Raw genomic sequence first — 18,077 nt, 5'->3', positions numbered from 1 at the left:
GTTCAGGGGGCCGCACCCTCGCGGGTGGCGGCCGGGTCAGGCGAGACCGGCGACCAGTTCCGCGACGGAGCGGAGGCGGCCGGTGTAGAAGGGGACCTCCTCGCGGACGTGCATCCGGGCCTCGGAGGCGCGCAGATGACGCATCAGGTCGACGATCCGGTGCAGTTCGTCGGCCTCGAAGGCGAGGAGCCACTCGTAGTCGCCGAGGGAGAAGGAGGCGACCGTGTTGGCGCGCACATCCGGGTACCCGCGGGCCATCTTGCCGTGGTCGGCGAGCATCCGGCGGCGGTCCTCGTCCGGCAGCAGGTACCAGTCGTAGGAGCGGACGAAGGGGTAGACGCTGACATAGTCGCGCGCCCGCTCGTCGGCGAGGAAGGCCGGGATGTGCGACTTGTTGAACTCGGCGGGGCGGTGCAGCGCCATGTTCGACCAGACCGGCTCCAGAGCGCGGCCGAGCCGGGTGCGGCGGAAGAGGTTGTACGCCTCCTGGAGCTCGTCGGCGGTCTCGGCGTGCCACCAGATCATGAGGTCCGCGTCGGCGCGGAGCCCGGAGAGATCGTAGGTGCCGCGCACGGTGACGTCCTTGGCGGCGAGCCGGTCGAACAGCTCCTGGACCTCCTCGGCGTAACCGGACCGGTCCTCGGGCAGCACATCGCGCAGCTTGAAGACGGACCACAGCGTGTACCGGATGACCTCGTTGAGGTCCTTGGCCTTCTTGCCTGCGTTCGGGATCTTTTCGGGCGCACTCATGACGCTATTGTCCCGCGTCCCGATCAATGCCCCGCGCCAGGGTCGGCGTGGCGAGAATCTCGTCCGCCGCGCGCCGGCCGCCGGCGATGCAGGCGGGGATGCCGACCCCGTCGTGGGCCGCGCCGCAGAGCCCGAGGGCGGGGAGTCCCGCGAGGGCGGCGCGGATGTCCGCGACCCGGTCGAGATGGCCGACCGGGTACTGCGGGAGGCCGTCGGTCCAGCGGGTCACCACGGTGGCGACCGGCTTGGCCCCGACCCCGGTGGCGGTGCGCAGATCGGCGGCGGAGAGCTCGGCGAGCTCGCCGTCCGGGCGGTGCAGATGCTCCTCGTCGCCGTACCGGCCCATGGAGGTCCGCAGCACGAAGAGGTCGGCGGAGCTCTCGGAGACCCAGCGCCACTTCTGGCTGGAGAAGGTGGACGCCTTGATGACCCGGCCGTCGACGGGCGGTACGAGAAAGCCGCTGCCGGCCGGGAGCCCGGCCAGGTCGGCGCGGCGGAAGGCGTGGGTGACCAGGGTCATGGAGGCGTACTCGATCCGGCCGAGTCCGGCCGCGGCGGCGGGCGCCTCGGCGGCGAGGAGCGCGGCGGCGGCCGGGGCGGGGACGGCGAGGATCACCCCGTCCGCGGCGAGGGTGCCGGTGTCGGTGCGGACCAGCCAGCCGGTGGCCGTGCGGTGCAGTGCGCGGACGGGCGTACGGGTGCGGATCTCGCCGCCCCCGGCGCGCACGGCGTCGGCGACGGCCCCGGGGAGGGTGCCCACACCGCCCTCGATGCCGAGGAAGACGGGCCCGTCCTGCTGCTGTGCCCGGATCTCGTCCTGGACCTCGGCGACGGCGCCGAGGAGGGTGGGGTGGCGCCGGGCGGCCTCGAAGAGACGGGGCACGGCGGCGCGCATCGAGATCCGGTAGGCGTCGCCCGCGTACACCCCGCCGAGGAGTGGTTCCACCAGCCGGTCGACGACCTCGCGGCCGAGGCGGGCGGCGACGTGCTCGCCGATGGCGATGTCGTCGCCGAGGTCGGCGGGGGGCAGCTCGCGGTCGCGGGCGATCCGGGCGACGCCCTCCGGGGAGAGCAGTCCGGCGAGGGCCTCGGGGGTGCCGGGCACACCCATCACATGGCCCCTGGGCATGGGGCGCAGCCGGTCCCGGGTCCAGACGGAGGCGGTGTGGGTGGCGGGCGGCCGGAGCCGGTCGCCGAGTCCGGCGGCGCGGGCGAGGTCGATCGCCTCCGGGCGGCGGGCGAGCAGGGATTCGGCGCCGAGGTCGACGGTCACGCCCTCGATCTCACCGGTGCGGAGTTTCCCGCCGAGGCGGTCGCCGGCCTCCAGCAGGGTGACCCGCGCTCCGGCGGTGATCAGCCGGTGGGCGGCGGCGAGACCGGAGATGCCGCCGCCGATGACGACGGCATGGCCGGTTCCGGTGCGGGGTGCGGTGTCCGCATGCGGGGTGTGCTGCATGGCCCCACTCTCTCAAACACCGTTCCGAGTCCCGACCGTGACCGGTTCGGGACCGCCGGACGGAAACCCGGCACGGGGGTGGACCGTCGAAGCCGTGACAGGTTCATTCAGGTTCATTGGGGGGTTTCATGCGGATACGCCGCGGATGTGCCGTGCTGTTGATCGCCGCCTCGCTCGGGGTGGCCGGATGCAGTGCCGGGGACTCGTCGTCGTCGGAGAAGTCCTCCGGGGCCGCAGCGAAGGATCAGATGGCGGACCCCCGGGGCTCGCGGCCGGAGGCCGGGGGCGAGGCGGCGAAGCAGGGGGCGCCGGGCGCCGCCGCCCGGGCGCCGCTGCCCGCGGCTCATGTCATCCGCACCGCCGAGCTGGAGGTGGAGGTGAAGAACTCGCGCCGGGCGGTCGCGGACGCCCGGCGGGTGACGGAGGACGCCGGCGGCCATGTCGCGAATGAGGCGACCGAGCGGGTCGATGACGTACAGCTGTCGTCACGGCTGGTGCTGCGGGTACCGCAGGAGCGGTACGAGACGGTGCTGTCGGAGCTGGCCGGCTCGGGAAAGCTGCTGCTCCGCAAGGCCGGCGCCAAGGACGTCACCGACCAGGTGGTCGATGTGGGGAGCAGGATCGCCACCCAGCGGGCGAGTGTGGAGCGGGTGCGCGAGCTGATGGACCGGGCGGAGAAGCTCTCCGACGTGGTCACCCTGGAGGGGCAGCTGAGCAGCCGCCAGGCGGAGCTGGAGTCGCTGCTGGCCAGGCAGGCGTCGCTGAAGGACCGTACGACCCTGGCCACGATCACCCTGACGCTCTCCGAGGCGCCGAAGCCGGTGAAGGACGACGGCGACTCCACCCCGACCTTCGGGGAGGCGCTCGGCGGGGGCTGGGACGCGCTGGTGGGGACGGTGCGGTGGATCGGGATCGTGATCGGCGCGGTCGCGCCCTTCGCACTGGTGCTGGGCGTGCTGTACGGGCTCTGGCGGGTACTGGGCCGGCCGCTGCGGGCCCGGCGAGCGGCGGACGCGCCGCGGCAGGCCGGGGGCGCGGCCGAAGGGAAGGAGCCCGGGGAGGGCTGACGGACCGCACCCCGTAGCGTGTTCCCCATGACAGAGCGACTGGTCGTGATCGGGGGCGACGCGGCGGGCATGTCCGCCGCGTCGCAGGCACGCAGGCTGAAGGGCCCGGACGAGCTGGAGATCGTCGCGTTCGAACGCGGCCACTTCAGCTCGTTCTCGGCATGCGGCATTCCGTACTGGGTGGGCGGCCGGGTCCAGGACTGTTCCGAACTGATCGCCCGCACCCCGGCCGAGCACCGGGAGCGGGCGATCGATCTGCGGATGCGGACCGAGGTCACCGCGATCGACGTCGCGGGCGGGCGGGTGCGCTCCCGCGACCTGGAGTCGGGCGCGGAGGAGTGGACGGGGTACGACAAGCTCGTCATCGCCACGGGCGCCCGCCCGGTCCGCCCGCCGCTGCCGGGCATCGACGCGCCGGGGGTGCACGGGGTGCAGTCGCTGGACGACGGCCAGGCGCTGCTCGACTCGCTGGTCGCCCTGGAGGGCGGGGGCCGCGCGGTGGTGGTCGGCGCGGGCTATATCGGGGTGGAGATGGCGGAGGCGCTGCTGGACCGGGGCCTGGAGGTGACCGTGCTCAACCGGGGCGCGCAGCCGATGGTGACGCTCGACCCCGACATGGGGCGGCTGGTGCACGAGGCGATGGACGGCCTGGGGATCACCACGGTCAACAACACCGAGGTCACCGCGGTCCTGACGGGCTCCGACGGGCGGGTCCGCGCGGTGGCGACCGGGGACGCGGAGTATCCGGCGGATGTCGTCGTGCTCGGGATGGGCGTCGAGCCGGAGACCGCCCTGGCGGAGGCGGCGGGGCTGCCGCTGGGGAGTTACGGCGGTCTGCTCACCGATCTGTCGATGCGGGTGCGCGGCCGGGAGAACATCTGGGCGGGCGGCGACTGTGTGGAGGTGCTCGACCTGGTCTCCGGCCGGGAGCGGTATGTGCCGCTCGGCACCCATGCCAACAAGCACGGCCAGGTGATCGGGGCGAACGCGGGCGGCGGCTACGGCACCTTTCCCGGTGTGGTGGGCACGGCCGTCAGCAAGGTCTGCGATCTGGAGATCGCGCGGACCGGGCTGCGGGAGCGGGACGCGGCGGAGGTGGGGCTCCAGTACGTCACGGCGACCGTGGAGTCCACCAACCGGGCCGGCTACTACCCGGACTCCGCGCTGATGACCGTGAAGATGATCGCGGAACGGCGCACCGGCCGGCTGCTGGGGGTGCAGATCGTGGGCCGCGAGGGCGCGGCGAAGCGGGTGGACATCGCGGCGGTGGCGCTCACGGCGGGGATGACGGTGGAGCGGATGACGGCGCTGGACCTGGGGTACGCGCCGCCGTTCTCCCCGGTGTGGGATCCGGTTCTGGTGGCCGCCCGCAAGGCCGTGGCGAAGGTGCGCGCGGAGGGCTGAGAACCGCCGCGCGCCCGGTCCGGGCGCGCGGCGGGGTGTTTCAGCGTGCGGTGCGCTCGTGGACGTGGGCGACCAGGCGGGTCAGCGCGTCCGGGTCCATGGACGGCAGCACCCCGTGGCCCAGATTGAAGACATGGCCCTCCAGGCCGGCCGCCGCGGCGAGCACCTCGTCGGTCTTGGCCTCGACGGCGGCGCGCCCGGCGAAGAGCACCGCCGGGTCCAGATTGCCCTGGAGCGCCTTGCCGGGGCCGACCCGGCGGGCCGCCTCGTCCAGCGGTACGCGCCAGTCGACGCCGACGACATCGGCGCCGGCCTCGCCCATGAGGCCGAGCAGCTCTCCGGTGCCCACCCCGAAGTGGATGCGCGGCACGCCGAAGGACTCCACCGCGGCGAAGACCTTGGCGGAGGCGGGCAGCACCGAGCGGCGGTAGTCGGCCGGGGCGAGCGCGCCGACCCAGGAGTCGAAGAGCTGGACGGCGCTCGCGCCCGCCTCGATCTGGACCTTGAGGAAGGCGCCGGTGATCTCGGCCAGCCGGTCCAGCAGATCCGCCCAGAGCTCGGGGTCGCCGTACATCATGGCCTTGGTGTGCTCGTGGTTGCGGGACGGCCCGCCCTCCACGAGATAGCTGGCGAGGGTGAACGGCGCCCCCGCGAAGCCGATCAGCGGGGTGGCGCCCAGCTCGGCGGTGAGCAGCCCGATGGCCTCGGTGACGTACCAGACGTCCTCGGGGGTGAGGTCGCGCAGCCGGGCGAGGTCCGCACGGGTGCGGAAGGGCTCCGCGACGACCGGGCCGACTCCGGGCTTGATGTCGAGGTCGACCCCGATCGCCTTGAGCGGCACCACGATGTCGCTGAAGTAGATCGCGGCGTCCACGCCGTGCCGGCGCACCGGCTGGAGGGTGATCTCCTTGACCAGCTCGGGCCGCATGCAGGAGTCGAGCATCCCGATGCCCTCGCGGACCTTGAGGTACTCGGGCAGGGAGCGTCCCGCCTGCCGCATGAACCAGACCGGCGTATGCGGCACCGGTTCGCGTCTGCACGCCCGCAGAAAGGCGGAGTCGTGCGTTTCGGTGCGGCGGTCCGCGGGCTGGCTCAGGGGGAGGTCGTTGGCGCTCACGCCCCAAATCTTCGCACGGCCGCGGGAAGTGGCGGGCCCGCCCCGGGTGTCCTTCCCTGCGCCGGGGCTCCGTTCCGCCTACTCTTCCCCGCATGGCTGCGGCTCAGGGACACTTTTCCGATCATCCTGATCATTCCAATGGCGCTGACGACAAGGACGGCGCGGAGGGCGACACGGTTCCGCGCGCGTTCCGGCTGGCGGTCGAGGCGGTGCGGGGGGCGCGGCTGCGCCCGGAGATCGAGGTGGACCCGGCGCGCCCGCCGCAGCGGCTCGCGCCCCATGCGTACGCCCTGGAGGCCGCGGTCGTCGACGGCGAGGACGATCTCGCGGACGGGCGGCTGGTGCTGCTGCACGATCCGGCCGGGCACGAGGCGTGGCAGGGCACCTTCCGGCTGGTCACGCTGGTCCGCGCCGAGCTGGAGCCGGAGATGGCGGCCGATCCGCTGCTGCCCGAGGTGTCCTGGTCCTGGCTGACGGGGGCGCTGGAGGCCCGGGGGCTGGCGTACGGGGAGCCGAGCGGGACCGTCACCCGCGCGGGGTCGCACTACTTCGGCGGACTGAGCTCACGGCGGCCCGCCACCCAGATCGAGATCCGGGCGTCCTGGACGCCCGAGACCGGCCCGGACGGGGTGCCGGACACCGCCGGGCACCTGGTGGCCTGGTGCGATCTCCTCTGCCAGCTGGCCGGGCTGCCGCCGTCGTCCGCCGGCTCCCCGGAGACGGGGACGGGGACGGGTGTGGTCTCGCTGCCGCAGCGCCGGGGGCCGCAGCACCGGTGAGCGCGGGGCTGTGCCTCCCGGGGACTTCGCGGGGCTCCTTCGGTAGCGGGGTGCGCGGGGGGCGTGCGCCCCTGGCCGGCCGGTGACTCTCCGCTTTCCGGATCACTCCTTCGATGACAATCCGTCAGGTTGTTCGTAGGATGATCGATCACTAGTCCGAATTGCCCCAATTGTTACTCACTAAATCGTGATCATTCTCTAAAGGCGATCAGGTTTGGTGCCGAAGAGGTCAATGACCCTGACAGCACGGTTCGCCCCGGCTTCATCCCCGAGCCGGCCCCACCCCACCTTCCCCCAGGAGGCCTGGTGTCCGTTCTACTTGAGCAGCCCGCAAGCCTGGTCGCCTACCGCCCGAACAAGCCGACGGCCATGGTCGTCGTGGCAGATCCGCGCGTACGCTCCACCGTCACCCGGCATCTGTGGGCGCTCGGAGTGCGTGACGTGATCGAGGCTTCGTCCATCGCGGAGGCCCGTCCCCGCATCGGCAACCCGCGCGACATCTGCGTTGCCGACGTCCACCTGCCCGACGGTTCCGGGCTGACCCTCCTGTCCGAAACCCGTGCCGCGGGCTGGCCCAATGGCCTCGCCCTCTCCGCGGCCGATGACATCGGCGCCGTGCGCAACGCACTCGCGGGCGGCGTCAAGGGCTATGTCGTCACCGGCACCCGTACCAATATCGGCCACCCCGGCCGCCCCGGCGCCGCCCCCATCGGCGCCGCGGCAGCCCGGCTCGGCCACCGCCGCCCCCCGGGCGCCCCGAGCCACCCGGGCGGCTACCGCGAGCTGTCCGGCCGGGAGGTCGAGGTCCTCAGACTGGTCGCGGAAGGCCAGTCCAACAAGGCCATCGGCGTCTCCATGGGCCTCTCCGCCCTCACCGTGAAGAGCCACCTCGCCCGGATCGCGCGCAAGCTCGGCACGGGTGACCGGGCCGGAATGGTCGCGGTCGCCCTGCGTACCGGCATCATCCACTGACCGTTCACCACTCCCGCGCGCCTGTCGACGGAACGTTCCGTCGACAGGCGCGCTCCGTTCACGGATACCCTTGACACGTGACCGACGCCCAAGACACCGCAGCAGAGACCGCACTGCGAACCGCCGGGGGCGCTCCCCCGGACGCCGGCGTCGCAGCCGCAGAGGCCCCCGTACCCCTGCTGGAGCCCCGCGAGGGGGTTCCGCCCGTCGTCGCCGACGCCCAGGGGCTCGCCGAGGTGATCGCCGCCTTCGCGGCCGGAAGCGGCCCCGTGGCCGTGGACGCGGAGCGCGCCTCCGGCTACCGCTACGGCCAGCGGGCCTACCTCGTCCAGCTCCGCCGGGAAGGCGCGGGCAGCGCCCTGATCGACCCGGTCGGCTGCCCCGACCTCTCCGGCCTGGGCGAGGCGCTCGCCGGTACCGAGTGGATTCTGCACGCCGCGACCCAGGACCTGCCGTGCCTGCGGGAGATAGGCATGGTCCCCACCAGCCTCTTCGACACCGAGCTCGCCGGCCGGCTGGCCGGCTTCCCCCGGGTCGGCCTCGGCGCGATGGTCGAGTCGGTGCTCGGATACGCCCTGGAGAAGGGCCACTCCGCCGTCGACTGGTCCACCCGCCCGCTGCCCGAACCGTGGCTGCGGTACGCCGCGCTCGACGTCGAACTCCTCGTCGACCTCCGCGACGCGCTGGAGAAGGAGCTGGACCGGCAGGGGAAGCTCGACTGGGCCCACCAGGAGTTCGCCGCGATCGTGGCCGCGCCGCCCGCTCCCCCGCGCAAGGACCCGTGGCGGCGCACCTCGGGCATGCACAAGGTGCGGCGCCGCCGTCAGATGGCGGTCGTCCGCGAGCTCTGGACGGCCCGCGACCGGATCGCCCAGCGCCGTGACGTCTCGCCCGGGAAGGTGCTGAGCGACGGCGCGATCATCGAGGCGGCGCTGGCGGTGCCGGCCAATGTGCACGCGCTCACCGCGCTGACGGGATTCGGCCATCGGATGGGCCGCCGCCAGCTCGAACAGTGGCAGTCCGCGGTGGAACGGGCGAAGGCGCTCCCCGACGCGGAGCTCCCCCAGCCCGGCCAGCCCATGAACGGCCCGCCGCCGCCGCGCGCCTGGGCGGACAAGGACCCGGCGGCGGCGGCGCGGCTCTCGGCGGCACGGGCCGGGGTGTCGGCGCTCGCGGAGGAGCTGAACCTCCCCCAGGAGAACCTGATCACACCGGACACCGTGCGGCGTGTGTGCTGGGAGCCGCCGGCGGACGCCTCTCCCGAGGGCGTGGCCCGCGTCCTCGAGGCCCTGGGCGCGCGGGCCTGGCAGGTGGAACTGGTCTCCCCCCTCCTCTCGGAGGCCCTGACGACGGAGTAGCCCCGCGCTTGGGGTGGGGTGCGGGGTGCTTGTCCGGGGCTCGGCCCCGGGTCCGGCGCGGCTGCCTTCGGCGGGGCTGTTGTTGGTGCGGGTTGCCTGTTTCCCCGGGTGGGGTTCTTGTGTGTGCGGGTTGGGTGCCGCTCCGGTTCGGTACTGGGGCTGCATGATTTACGGCGCGCGCACCCGGTCTTGTTCTGTGCACTCTCCTTTGCGCCACAAATCACGCTTGATGCCCCAGTACCGCTCCTGCGCGTCCCCCCTTCCGCGAGTAAGCCCAGTGCGTGATGACAGTGCTCTGTCTGTCCGTGCGTTCCGGGACGGTTTCACAAGGCGGGGAACCCCGCTTCGGAAGGTCACCCAGGGGTGGGTGGGTGAAGGGCGTCAGAGTGGGCGGGTGCCTCTGGGCGGGCGCTCCCGCACCAGAAACAAGCGGCTCGGGGACAGGGGCCGCCTATCGGGCGACGCCCGTGGAGGGGGTGTGCAGGGTCGTCCCCGGAAGAGCCGGCGGTAAGACCCGGGTGATCAGTGCAAGCGGGCCGGTTTCCGCTGGCTCTGAGGAGTCGAGCCCGGAGGACCCCCGGGCCGCACGAATGCGAAGGTGTCCCGCCCCGTACCCGCGCCCCGGACACGACCGGGCTGGACAAGACCCCGAGGCACCGCAAGGCGCCGAAGGTGCCTGAAAGCCCGCCCCCCGGACAACCCGAACAACACGTGCGAGGACGCCACACCGCCCACGCACCGGCCCGCACCAGCGAACGAGGGCGAGCAAAATTCAGCCTCGCTGGGGGTACCTCCCAGGCGAAGCTCTGGGGGAGTTTGAGGCGCCGGGCCCGGGGCGGAGCCCCGGAAAGGCACCAGCACCCGGGGCGAGGGCGCCACAAACTCAGCCTCGCCGGCGATTGAGGCGCCGGGCCCGGGGCGGAGCCCCGGAAGAGCACCCGCACCCCCGGGCGACCCGAACGACGCGGGCGAGGATGCGACACCGCCCCCACACCAACCCGCACCCGCGAACGAGGGCGCACAACACCCCGCCCCGCCGGAGGCAGCCGCGCCGGGCCCGGGGCGGAGCCCCGGGAAGGGACCCGCACCACGGGCAGGGGCGCACAAGACTCCGCCCCGCCGGAGGCAGCCGCGCCCGGGTCCGGGGCGGAGCCACGGACGAGCACCCGCGCCCGCGACCCCAAGGGCACCCGCGTGTGTGACCTTCGCCGCTCCCCGCAAGGGGACCACCCCAGGTACTGGGCACAATGGTTACCCACAAGTAGCATGGCGACAAGCGCATGCTTAGCCCGTGCGCCCCGCAGCAGTGCCACCCCGCACCCTGGAGGAGAGCTCGTGCCTCGTACCGTCAGGGATGTCGTCTTCGTCGACGGCGTCCGCACCCCGTTCGGCAAGGCGGGCCCGAAGGGCATCTATCACGAGACACGGGCCGACGACCTCGTCGTCAAGGCCATCCGGGAGCTGCTGCGCCGCAACCCCGGACTCGACCCCGCCCTGATCGACGAGGTCGCCATCGCCGCCACCACTCAGATCGGCGACCAGGGGCTCACCCTGGGGCGGACCGCCGGGATCCTCGCCGGGCTGCCGCAGTCCGTGCCGGGGTACTCCATCGACCGGATGTGCGCCGGCGCGATGACCGCGGTCACCACCACCGCCGGGTCGATCGCCTTCGGCGCGTACGACGCCGTCATCGCGGGCGGTGTCGAGCACATGGGGCGCCACCCCATGGGCGAGGGCGTCGACCCCAATCCCCGCTTCGTCAGCGAGAAGCTGGTGGACGAGTCGGCGCTCTTCATGGGCATGACCGCGGAGAATCTGCACGACCGCTACCCGGCCATCACCAAGCTCCGCGCCGACGAGTACGCCGTGCGCTCGCAGGAGAAGGCCGCCAAGGCGTACGCCAACGGCGCCATCCAGCAGGACCTGGTGCCGATCTCGATCCGCCGCACCAGCCCGGAGGCCGGGGAGACCGGCTGGGGACTGGCCACCCGCGACGAGCCGATGCGTCCCGGCACCACGCTGGAGAACCTGGCCGGGCTGAAGACCCCCTTCCGCGCGCACGGCCGGGTCACCGCCGGCAACGCGGCCGGCCTGAACGACGGCGCGACCGCCTCGCTGATCGCCTCCGAGGACTTCGCCCGCGCCAACGACCTCCCGGTGCGGATGCGGCTGGTCTCCTTCGCGTACGCCGGTGTCGAGCCCGAGGTGATGGGGTACGGCCCCATCCCGGCGACCGAGAAGGCCCTCGCCAAGGCGGGGCTGGCCATCGGCGACATCGGTCTCTTCGAGATCAATGAGGCCTTCGCCGTACAGGTGCTGGCCTTCCTGGAGCACTACGGCATCGCCGACGACGACGCGCGCGTCAATCAGTACGGCGGCGCCATCGCCTACGGCCACCCGCTGGCCTCCTCCGGTGTCCGGCTGATGACCCAGCTGGCCCGGCAGTTCGAGGAGCAGCCGCAGGTGCGTTACGGCCTCACCACCATGTGCGTCGGCTTCGGCATGGGCGCTTCGGTCATCTGGGAGAACCCGCACTTCGACGGAGGAAGCAAGTGAGCACCACGGCTGAGCTGCTGAAGGGCGCTGCGGAGCTGTTCCCGGACGAGGTCGTCACCAGCGCGCACGTCCGCCATCTCGACCTGCCCGCCGGGGCCGGCAGGTTCGCCCTGATCACGCTGGACAACGGCCTGGACCACACCAAGCCGACCACCTTCGGCCCGCAGTCGCTGGCCCATCTGAATGCCGCGATCGACCAGGTGGAGCAGGAGGCCGCGGCCGGCTCGATCGTCGGTGCCGGTCTGACCGGCAAGCCGTTCATCTTCGCCGTCGGCGCCGACCTCAAGGGTGTCGAGCTGCTGAGGAGGCGCGAGGAGGCGCTGGCCATCGGCAGGAGCGGCCACGATGTCTTCAAGCGTCTCGCCGGGCTGGCCGTGCCGACCTTCGCGTACTACAACGGCGCCGCGATGGGCGGCGGCGTCGAGGTCGGGCTGCACTGCTCGTACCGTACGGTCTCCCGGGCCATCCCGGCCTTCTCGCTGCCCGAGGTGTTCCTGGGCCTGGTCCCCGGCTGGGGCGGCTGCGCGCTGCTGCCGAATCTGATCGGCGCGGACCGGGCCGTCAGTGTGATCATCGAGAACTCGCTCAACCAGAACCGCCAGCTCAAGGGTGCGCAGGTGTTCGACCTCGGGATCGCGGACGCGATCTTCGACGGCGCGGACTTCCTGGAGCGCTCGCTGGTGTGGACGGCCGCCGTGCTGAACGGCGAGACCGTGGTGGAGCGGGCGGAGATCGACCGCGGTGAGGCGTGGGACGCCGCCGTGGCGCGGGGCAGGTTCATCGCCGACTCCAAGGTGCACGGGGCGGCCCCGGCCGCCTATCGCGCGCTGGAGATCATCGCCGCCGCCAAGGACGGCGATCTCCAGGCCGGTTTCGACGCCGAGGACACCGCGCTCGCCGATCTGATCATGGGCGGCGAGCTGCGCAGCGGGATCTACGCCTTCAATCTGGTGCAGAAGCGCGGCAAGCGCCCGGTCGGCGCCCCGGACCGCGGTCTGGCCCGCCCGGTCACCAAGGTCGGTGTGGTGGGCGCGGGTCTGATGGCCTCGCAGCTGGCGCTGCTCTTCCTGCGCCGGCTGGAGGTGCCGGTGGTGCTCACCGACATCGACCAGGAGCGGATCGACCGGGGTGTGGGGTATGTCCACGCCGAGATCGAGAAGCTGCTCGGCAAGGGCAGGATCGGCCAGGACAAGGCGAACCGGCTGAAGGGCCTGGTCACCGGTGTGCTGGACAAGGCCGATGGCTTCGCCGACGCCGATTTCGTGATCGAGGCCGTCTTCGAGGAGATGGGTGTCAAGCAGCAGGTGTTCGCCGAGGTGGAGGCGGTCGCCCCGGCTCACGCCATCCTGGCGACCAACACCTCCTCGCTGTCGGTTACGGAGATGGCGTCGAAGCTGAAGAACCCGGAGCGGGTCGTCGGCTTCCACTTCTTCAACCCGGTGGCGGTGCTGCCGCTGCTGGAGATCGTCCGCGGCGAGCGGACCGATGACGCCTCGCTGGCCACCGCCTTCGGCGTGGCGAAGAAGCTGAGGAAGACCGCGGTGCTGGTGAAGGACGCGCCGGCGTTCGTGGTCAACCGGATCCTGACCCGTTTCATGGGCGAGATCCAGAACGTCATCGACGAGGGCACCCCGGTCGAGGTGGCGGAGCGCGCGGTGGAGCCGCTGGGTCTGCCGATGTCCCCGCTGGTGCTGCTGGAGCTGGTGGGTCCGGCGATCGGTCTCCATGTGTCGGAGACCCTCAACCGCTCCTTCCCGGAGCGCTTCACCGTCTCCCCGAATCTCAAGGCGGTCGTCGAGGCCGGCAAGCGCGGCTTCTATGTGTACGACTCCGGCCGGCCGGAGCTCGACCCGGAGGTCGCGGCGCTGCTGCGGCAGGGCGACACCGTGCTGACCGAGGAGCAGGCGCGCGTCCGGGTGCTGGACGCGGTGGCGCGGGAGATCGGCCTGATGCTGGAGGAGGGTGTGGTGGCCGAGGCGCAGGACATCGACCTCTGCCTGATCACCGGCGCGGGCTGGCCGTTCCATCTGGGTGGCGTGACACCGTATCTGGACCGTGAGGGTGTCTCGGAGCGGGTGAACGGGAAGCCGTTCCTGGCACCGGGTGTGGCGAGCGTGCCCGCGTAGGGTCGCGGACGCGCGAGGGGCCGTACGGGGCGTTCCCGTACGGCCCCTGTGTGCGTTGTTCCGAGTGGAGGGCGGGTGGTCGGGGTGCCGGTGGCACTGCTGGTGGTCGACGGCGCGAATGTCGTCGGTTCGGTCCCGGACGGCTGGTGGCGCGACCGTCGCGGGGCGGCGGTACGGCTGCGGGACGGGCTGGTGCGGTACGCCGCCGAGGGCGCCGCGGGCCTGCCCGGTCCGCTGGAGGTCGTCCTGGTGGTGGAGGGGGCCGCCCGCGGGGTGGCGTCGGTGCCGGGCGTACGGGTGGAGTCCGCCCGGGGCAGCGGTGACGATCTGATCGCCGGGCTGGCGGCCGGTGCGGCGGGCCGGCCGTGTGTGGTGGTCACGGCCGACCGTGAGCTGTGCGCCCGGGTGACGGCCGCGGGCGCCCGTACGGCCGGTCCGAGGACGGTGTACGGGCGCGGGAGCCGCTGAGCTTCCTCCGGGGCCGGGAGCGGGTCAGGAGCCCGGCGTACGGCTGCCGGGGCCGCCTCCCCCGTGCGGCACCGCGGCGCCCGGTTCGAGCCTGCTGTGGCGGCGCCCGTAGAGGAAGTAGACGACGACGCCGATCAGCATCCAGGCGCCGAACCGCAGCCAGGTCTCGGTGGGCAGATTGATCATCAGCCAGAGCGAGGCGGCGACGGAGGCGATCGGCAGCCAGGGCACCAGCGGGGTGCGGAAGGCGCGCGGGAGGTCGGGACGGGTGCGGCGGAGGATCACGACGCCGATCGCGACGACCACGAAGGCGAAGAGGGTGCCGATGTTCACCAGGACGGCGAGTTCCTCGATGCTGGTGCAGCCGGCGACGATCGCGATGACCACACCCAGGAGCACGGTGGCCCGGTAGGGGGTGCGGAAGGTCGGGTGCACCCGGGAGAAGAAGCGCGGCAGCAGTCCGTCCCGGCTCATCGCGAAGAACACCCGGGTCTGGCCGAGCAGCAGGATCATGCAGACGGAGGTGAGGCCGACGACCGCCCCGAAGCTGATGACACCCGCGTACCAGGGGTGGCCGGTGGCCTTGAAGGCGTCGGCGAGCGGGGCGTCCACGGAGAGTTCCGTGTAGTGCTGCATACCGGTGACGACGAGCGAGACCGCCACGTACAGCGCGGTGCAGATGAAGAGGGAACCGAGGATGCCGCGGGGCATGTCGCGCTGGGGAAGTCTGGTCTCCTCGGCCGCGGTGGCCACCACGTCGAAGCCGATGAAGGCGAAGAAGACGACGGAGGCGGCGGTGAAGATCCCCATGACGCCGAAGTTGGTGGGGGCGTAGCCGAACATCAGCTGGATGAGCGGTTCCTTGAGGCCGGAGCCGCCCTCGGTCGCCACGGCCGGGGGGATGAAGGGGTCGTAGTTGGACGCCTTGATGAAGAACGATCCGGCGATGATGACCAGCAGGACGACGCCGACCTTGATGGCGACGATCAGCGTGGTGACCCGGGCGGAGAACTTCATCCCGATGACCAGGATCGCGGTCAGGACCAGGACCAGCAGGAATGCCAGCAGGTCGAAGGCGAAGCCGCTCTCGCCGGTCCCGGAGAGGGCCCGCGGCAGCTCCCAGCCGATGTTCTCCATCAGGGAGCGCAGATAGCCGGACCAGCCGACGGCGACCACCGCCGTGCCGAGGGCGAACTCCAGCACCAGGTCCCAGCCGATGAGCCAGGCGGGGAGTTCACCGAGGGAGGCGTAGGAGAAGGTGTAGGCCGATCCCGCGACGGGGACCGTGGAGGCGAATTCGGCGTAGCAGAGCGCCGCGAGTCCGCAGACGACTCCGGCGACGGCGAAGGCCAGCGCGGTGGCCGGGCCCGCGTTCTCCTTGGCGACCGTTCCGGTGAGGACGAAGATCCCGGTGCCGATGATGACACCGACTCCGAAGACGGTGAGATCGAGGGCGGAGAGCGACCGCCGCAGTGCGTGTTCCGGTTCCTCCGTGTCGCTGATGGACTGCTCGACGGTCTTCGTCCGGAAGACGCCCCGCCTGCCCGCGGGGTCTGTCTCTGTGCTCACGTGCACCTCCACGCTTGTTGTCCCCGACATGATCGGGACTACGGGGAAGCGACCGGCGTCCGAGCGGGGGGATTTCACGCGAATGGGCCGGGAGGACCACCCATCCAGGGTGCCCCCGCCCGCTCCTCCCGCACGGACGTGCTCGTACCGGGAGGGCGGGCGAGGAGGCGGGATCGCCCCGGCCCGCGCCGGGCGGGGCAGGGCCCGGGTACGCGTCCGGGGGTACGGGACCGGGACCGCCGCCCGGAGGCCGTCAGGGGAGCCCGTGCGGGCAGCGGCGGGCGTGCGGTACGGGCCCGGGGTGCCCCCGTGTGCCCGTACCGCGTCCCGACGCGCCGCGGGGCCGGTCCCCGGCGGCTGAGCGGCGAGGAGCGGCCCCGGGGGCGCACGGGGGTGGATCAGTCGCGGACCGGCTCCTCCACCGGCTCGCCCGCCGCCTCCGCGGCGGAGCCGAAGCGGCCGTCGAGACGGGAGACCAGACCGGTGACCTGGCGGGCGATGTCCGGCGCGGTCAGTCCGATCTCGGCCATGATCTCGTTGCGCGAGGCATGGTCGAGGAACCGCGGCGGGATGCCGAAGTCGCGGAGCGGCACATCGACGCCCGCGTCGCGCAGCGCCTGCGCGACGGCGGAGCCGACACCGCCGACCCTGCTGTTGTCCTCCACGGTGACGACGACCCGGTGCTGTTCGGCGAGCGGCGGAAGCTGTTCGTCCACCGGCTTGACCCAGCGGGGGTCGACGACGGTCGTGGAGATGCCCTGCTTGTCGAGGAGGTCGGCGATCTCCAGGCACATCGGGGCCAGCGCGCCGACGGATACCAGCAGCACATCGGGCGTGTCGGAGCCGGGCCTGCGCAGTACGTCCATGCCGCCGACGCGGCCCACGGCCTTGACGGAGGGGCCGACCGCGCCCTTGGAGAAGCGCACCACGGTCGGCGCGTCGTCCACCGCGACGGCCTCGCGGAGCTGGGCGCGGACCTGGTCGGCGTCGCGCGGGGCGGCGATCCGCAGGCCGGGGACGACCTGGAGGATCGACATGTCCCACATGCCGTTGTGGGAGGCGCCGTCGGTGCCGGTGACGCCCGCGCGGTCGAGGACGAAGGTCACACCGCACTTGTGCAGGGCGACATCCATCAGGACCTGGTCGAAGGCGCGGTTGAGGAAGGTGGCGTAGACGGCGAAGACGGGGTGCACCCCGCCGGTGGCGAGACCGGCGGCGGAGACCGCGCCGTGCTGCTCGGCGATGCCGACGTCGTACACCCGGTCCGGGTACGCCTTGGCGAACTTGTCCAGGCCGACGGGCTGGAGCATGGCGGCGGTGATCGCGACGACGTCCTCGCGCTCGGCGCCGAGCTTGACCATCTCCTCGCCGAAGACGGAGGTCCAGTCGAGGCCGGAGCTGGCGATGGGCAGCCCGGTGTCGGGGTGGATCTTGCCCACGGCGTGGAAGCGGTCCGCCTCGTCCTGGAGGGCGGGCTGGTAGCCGCGGCCCTTCTCGGTGAGGCAGTGGATGATCACGGGCCCGCCGAAGCGCTTGGCGCGGATGAGCGCGGACTCCAGGGCCTCGATGTCGTGCCCGTCGATGGGGCCGACGTACTTGAGGCCGAGGTCCTCGAACATGCCCTGCGGGGCGATGAAGTCCTTGAGGCCCTTCTTGGCGCCGTGCAGGGTCTCGTAGAGCGGCTTCCCGACGACGGGGGTACGGCCGAGGATGTCCTTGCCGCGGGCGAGGAAGCGCTCGTAGCCGTCGGTGGTGCGCAGGGTCGCCAGATGGTTGGCGAGGCCGCCGATGGTGGGCGCGTAGGAGCGCTCGTTGTCGTTGACGACGATGACGAGCGGGCGGTCCTTGGCCGCGGCGATGTTGTTCAGCGCCTCCCAGGCCATGCCGCCGGTGAGCGCGCCGTCACCGATGACGGCGACGACATGGTCGTCCTTCTTCAGGACCTCATTGGCCTTGGCCAGGCCGTCGGCCCAGCCGAGGACGGTGGAGGCGTGGGAGTTCTCGATGAAGTCGTGCTCGGACTCGGCGCGCGCGGGGTAGCCGGAGAGGCCGCCCTTCATCTTGAGCCGGGTGAAGTCCTGGCGGCCGGTGAGCAGCTTGTGCACATAGCTCTGGTGCCCGGTGTCCCAGAGAACCTTGTCCTTCGGGGAGTCGAAGACCCGGTGCAGGGCGATGGTCAGCTCGACCACACCGAGGTTGGGGCCGAGATGTCCGCCGGTCTTGGAGACGGCGTCCACGAGGAAGGTGCGGATCTCTGCGGCCAGCTGATCCAGCTGCTCCGGGCTGAGCCGGTCCAGATCGCGCGGTCCCCTGATACGGGTAAGCAGTGTCACCCGTGCCTCCTTGCGTATTGAGCTGGGTGTATTGAGCTGGGTGTGACAGCCGGTTCGAGCCTTGCCGATTTGGACGAGTCTAATGTTCCGATCTGAACCATGGTTCCCGGGCGGTCCGATAG

13 protein-coding genes are annotated in these 18,077 nt (G+C 72.2%); 8 read left to right on the top strand and 5 right to left on the bottom strand.

Going from position 1 to position 18,077, the window contains the following annotated elements:
* Positions 1-36: 36 nt before the first annotated feature.
* On the bottom strand, positions 37-750 hold the full coding sequence (hemQ, locus tag AAFN69_RS17960) for a hydrogen peroxide-dependent heme synthase (RefSeq protein ID WP_347729537.1): 714 nt from the start codon (positions 748-750) through the stop codon (positions 37-39).
* 4 nt (positions 751-754) lie between these two features.
* Positions 755-2,206, bottom strand: coding sequence for a protoporphyrinogen oxidase (hemG, locus tag AAFN69_RS17955; RefSeq protein ID WP_347729536.1), 1,452 nt, complete (start codon positions 2,204-2,206; stop codon positions 755-757).
* 152 nt (positions 2,207-2,358) lie between these two features.
* On the opposite strand from hemG, the gene AAFN69_RS17950 reads away from it, so the two are divergent.
* Complete coding sequence (locus AAFN69_RS17950) at positions 2,359-3,273, top strand: DUF4349 domain-containing protein (protein ID WP_347729535.1); 915 nt, start codon at positions 2,359-2,361, stop codon at positions 3,271-3,273.
* Between the two features lie 27 nt (positions 3,274-3,300).
* Entirely contained in the window at positions 3,301-4,677 is a 1,377-nt protein-coding gene (locus AAFN69_RS17945) for an FAD-dependent oxidoreductase (protein WP_347729534.1), read from the top strand.
* A gap of 40 nt (positions 4,678-4,717) precedes the next feature.
* Here the strand turns inward: AAFN69_RS17945 and hemE are convergent, their stop codons facing one another.
* A complete protein-coding gene (gene hemE, locus AAFN69_RS17940) occupies positions 4,718-5,794 on the bottom strand; it encodes a uroporphyrinogen decarboxylase (RefSeq protein WP_347729533.1) in 1,077 nt (358 codons plus the stop codon).
* Positions 5,795-5,886: 92 nt separating this feature from the next.
* Between hemE and AAFN69_RS17935 the strand changes: the two genes are divergently transcribed.
* The 6 genes from AAFN69_RS17935 to AAFN69_RS17910 all read left to right on the top strand — a co-directional run bounded on the left by AAFN69_RS17935 (position 5,887) and on the right by AAFN69_RS17910 (position 14,053).
* Complete coding sequence (locus tag AAFN69_RS17935) at positions 5,887-6,573, top strand: DUF3000 domain-containing protein (RefSeq protein ID WP_347729532.1); 687 nt, start codon at positions 5,887-5,889, stop codon at positions 6,571-6,573.
* 306 nt (positions 6,574-6,879) lie between these two features.
* Complete coding sequence (locus AAFN69_RS17930; RefSeq protein ID WP_347729531.1) at positions 6,880-7,545, top strand: response regulator transcription factor; 666 nt, start codon at positions 6,880-6,882, stop codon at positions 7,543-7,545.
* Positions 7,546-7,622: 77 nt separating this feature from the next.
* Positions 7,623-8,903, top strand: coding sequence for a ribonuclease D (locus tag AAFN69_RS17925; RefSeq protein ID WP_347729530.1), 1,281 nt, complete (start codon positions 7,623-7,625; stop codon positions 8,901-8,903).
* A gap of 1,335 nt (positions 8,904-10,238) precedes the next feature.
* Positions 10,239-11,459: an acetyl-CoA C-acyltransferase gene (locus tag AAFN69_RS17920; protein WP_347729529.1), complete on the top strand. Its 1,221-nt coding sequence runs from the start codon at positions 10,239-10,241 to the stop codon at positions 11,457-11,459.
* A complete protein-coding gene (locus AAFN69_RS17915) occupies positions 11,456-13,585 on the top strand; it encodes a 3-hydroxyacyl-CoA dehydrogenase NAD-binding domain-containing protein (protein ID WP_347729528.1) in 2,130 nt (709 codons plus the stop codon). The genes AAFN69_RS17920 and AAFN69_RS17915 overlap by 4 nt, the downstream gene beginning before the upstream one ends.
* 75 nt (positions 13,586-13,660) lie before the next feature.
* Positions 13,661-14,053: an NTP pyrophosphohydrolase gene (locus AAFN69_RS17910; RefSeq protein ID WP_347729527.1), complete on the top strand. Its 393-nt coding sequence runs from the start codon at positions 13,661-13,663 to the stop codon at positions 14,051-14,053.
* A 24-nt stretch (positions 14,054-14,077) separates the two neighbouring features.
* Here AAFN69_RS17910 and AAFN69_RS17905 read toward each other — a convergent pair whose 3' ends face one another.
* Positions 14,078-15,622, bottom strand: coding sequence for an amino acid permease (locus tag AAFN69_RS17905; RefSeq protein WP_347729525.1), 1,545 nt, complete (start codon positions 15,620-15,622; stop codon positions 14,078-14,080).
* A 398-nt stretch (positions 15,623-16,020) separates the two neighbouring features.
* Positions 16,021-17,955, bottom strand: coding sequence for a 1-deoxy-D-xylulose-5-phosphate synthase (dxs, locus tag AAFN69_RS17900; protein ID WP_347729524.1), 1,935 nt, complete (start codon positions 17,953-17,955; stop codon positions 16,021-16,023).
* Between the last annotated feature and the right edge of the window lie 122 nt (positions 17,956-18,077).

It is taken from the genome of Streptomyces sp. CAU 1734 (assembly GCF_039888735.1).
Classification (GTDB): Bacteria; Actinomycetota; Actinomycetes; order Streptomycetales; family Streptomycetaceae; genus Streptomyces.
The sequence above is the reverse complement of the archived record's forward strand: the minus strand, read 5'-3'. Positions and strand labels throughout refer to the sequence as shown.

Excerpts from the sequence above, each read along its gene's own strand:
- hemG (WP_347729536.1), bottom strand. The coding sequence starts at position 2,206 with ATGCAGCACACCCCGCATGCGGACACCGCACCCCGCACCGGAACCGGC.
- hemQ (WP_347729537.1), bottom strand. The coding sequence starts at position 750 with ATGAGTGCGCCCGAAAAGATCCCGAACGCAGGCAAGAAGGCCAAGGAC.
- AAFN69_RS17945 (WP_347729534.1), top strand. The coding sequence starts at position 3,301 with ATGACAGAGCGACTGGTCGTGATCGGGGGCGACGCGGCGGGCATGTCC.
- AAFN69_RS17935 (WP_347729532.1), top strand. The coding sequence starts at position 5,887 with ATGGCTGCGGCTCAGGGACACTTTTCCGATCATCCTGATCATTCCAAT.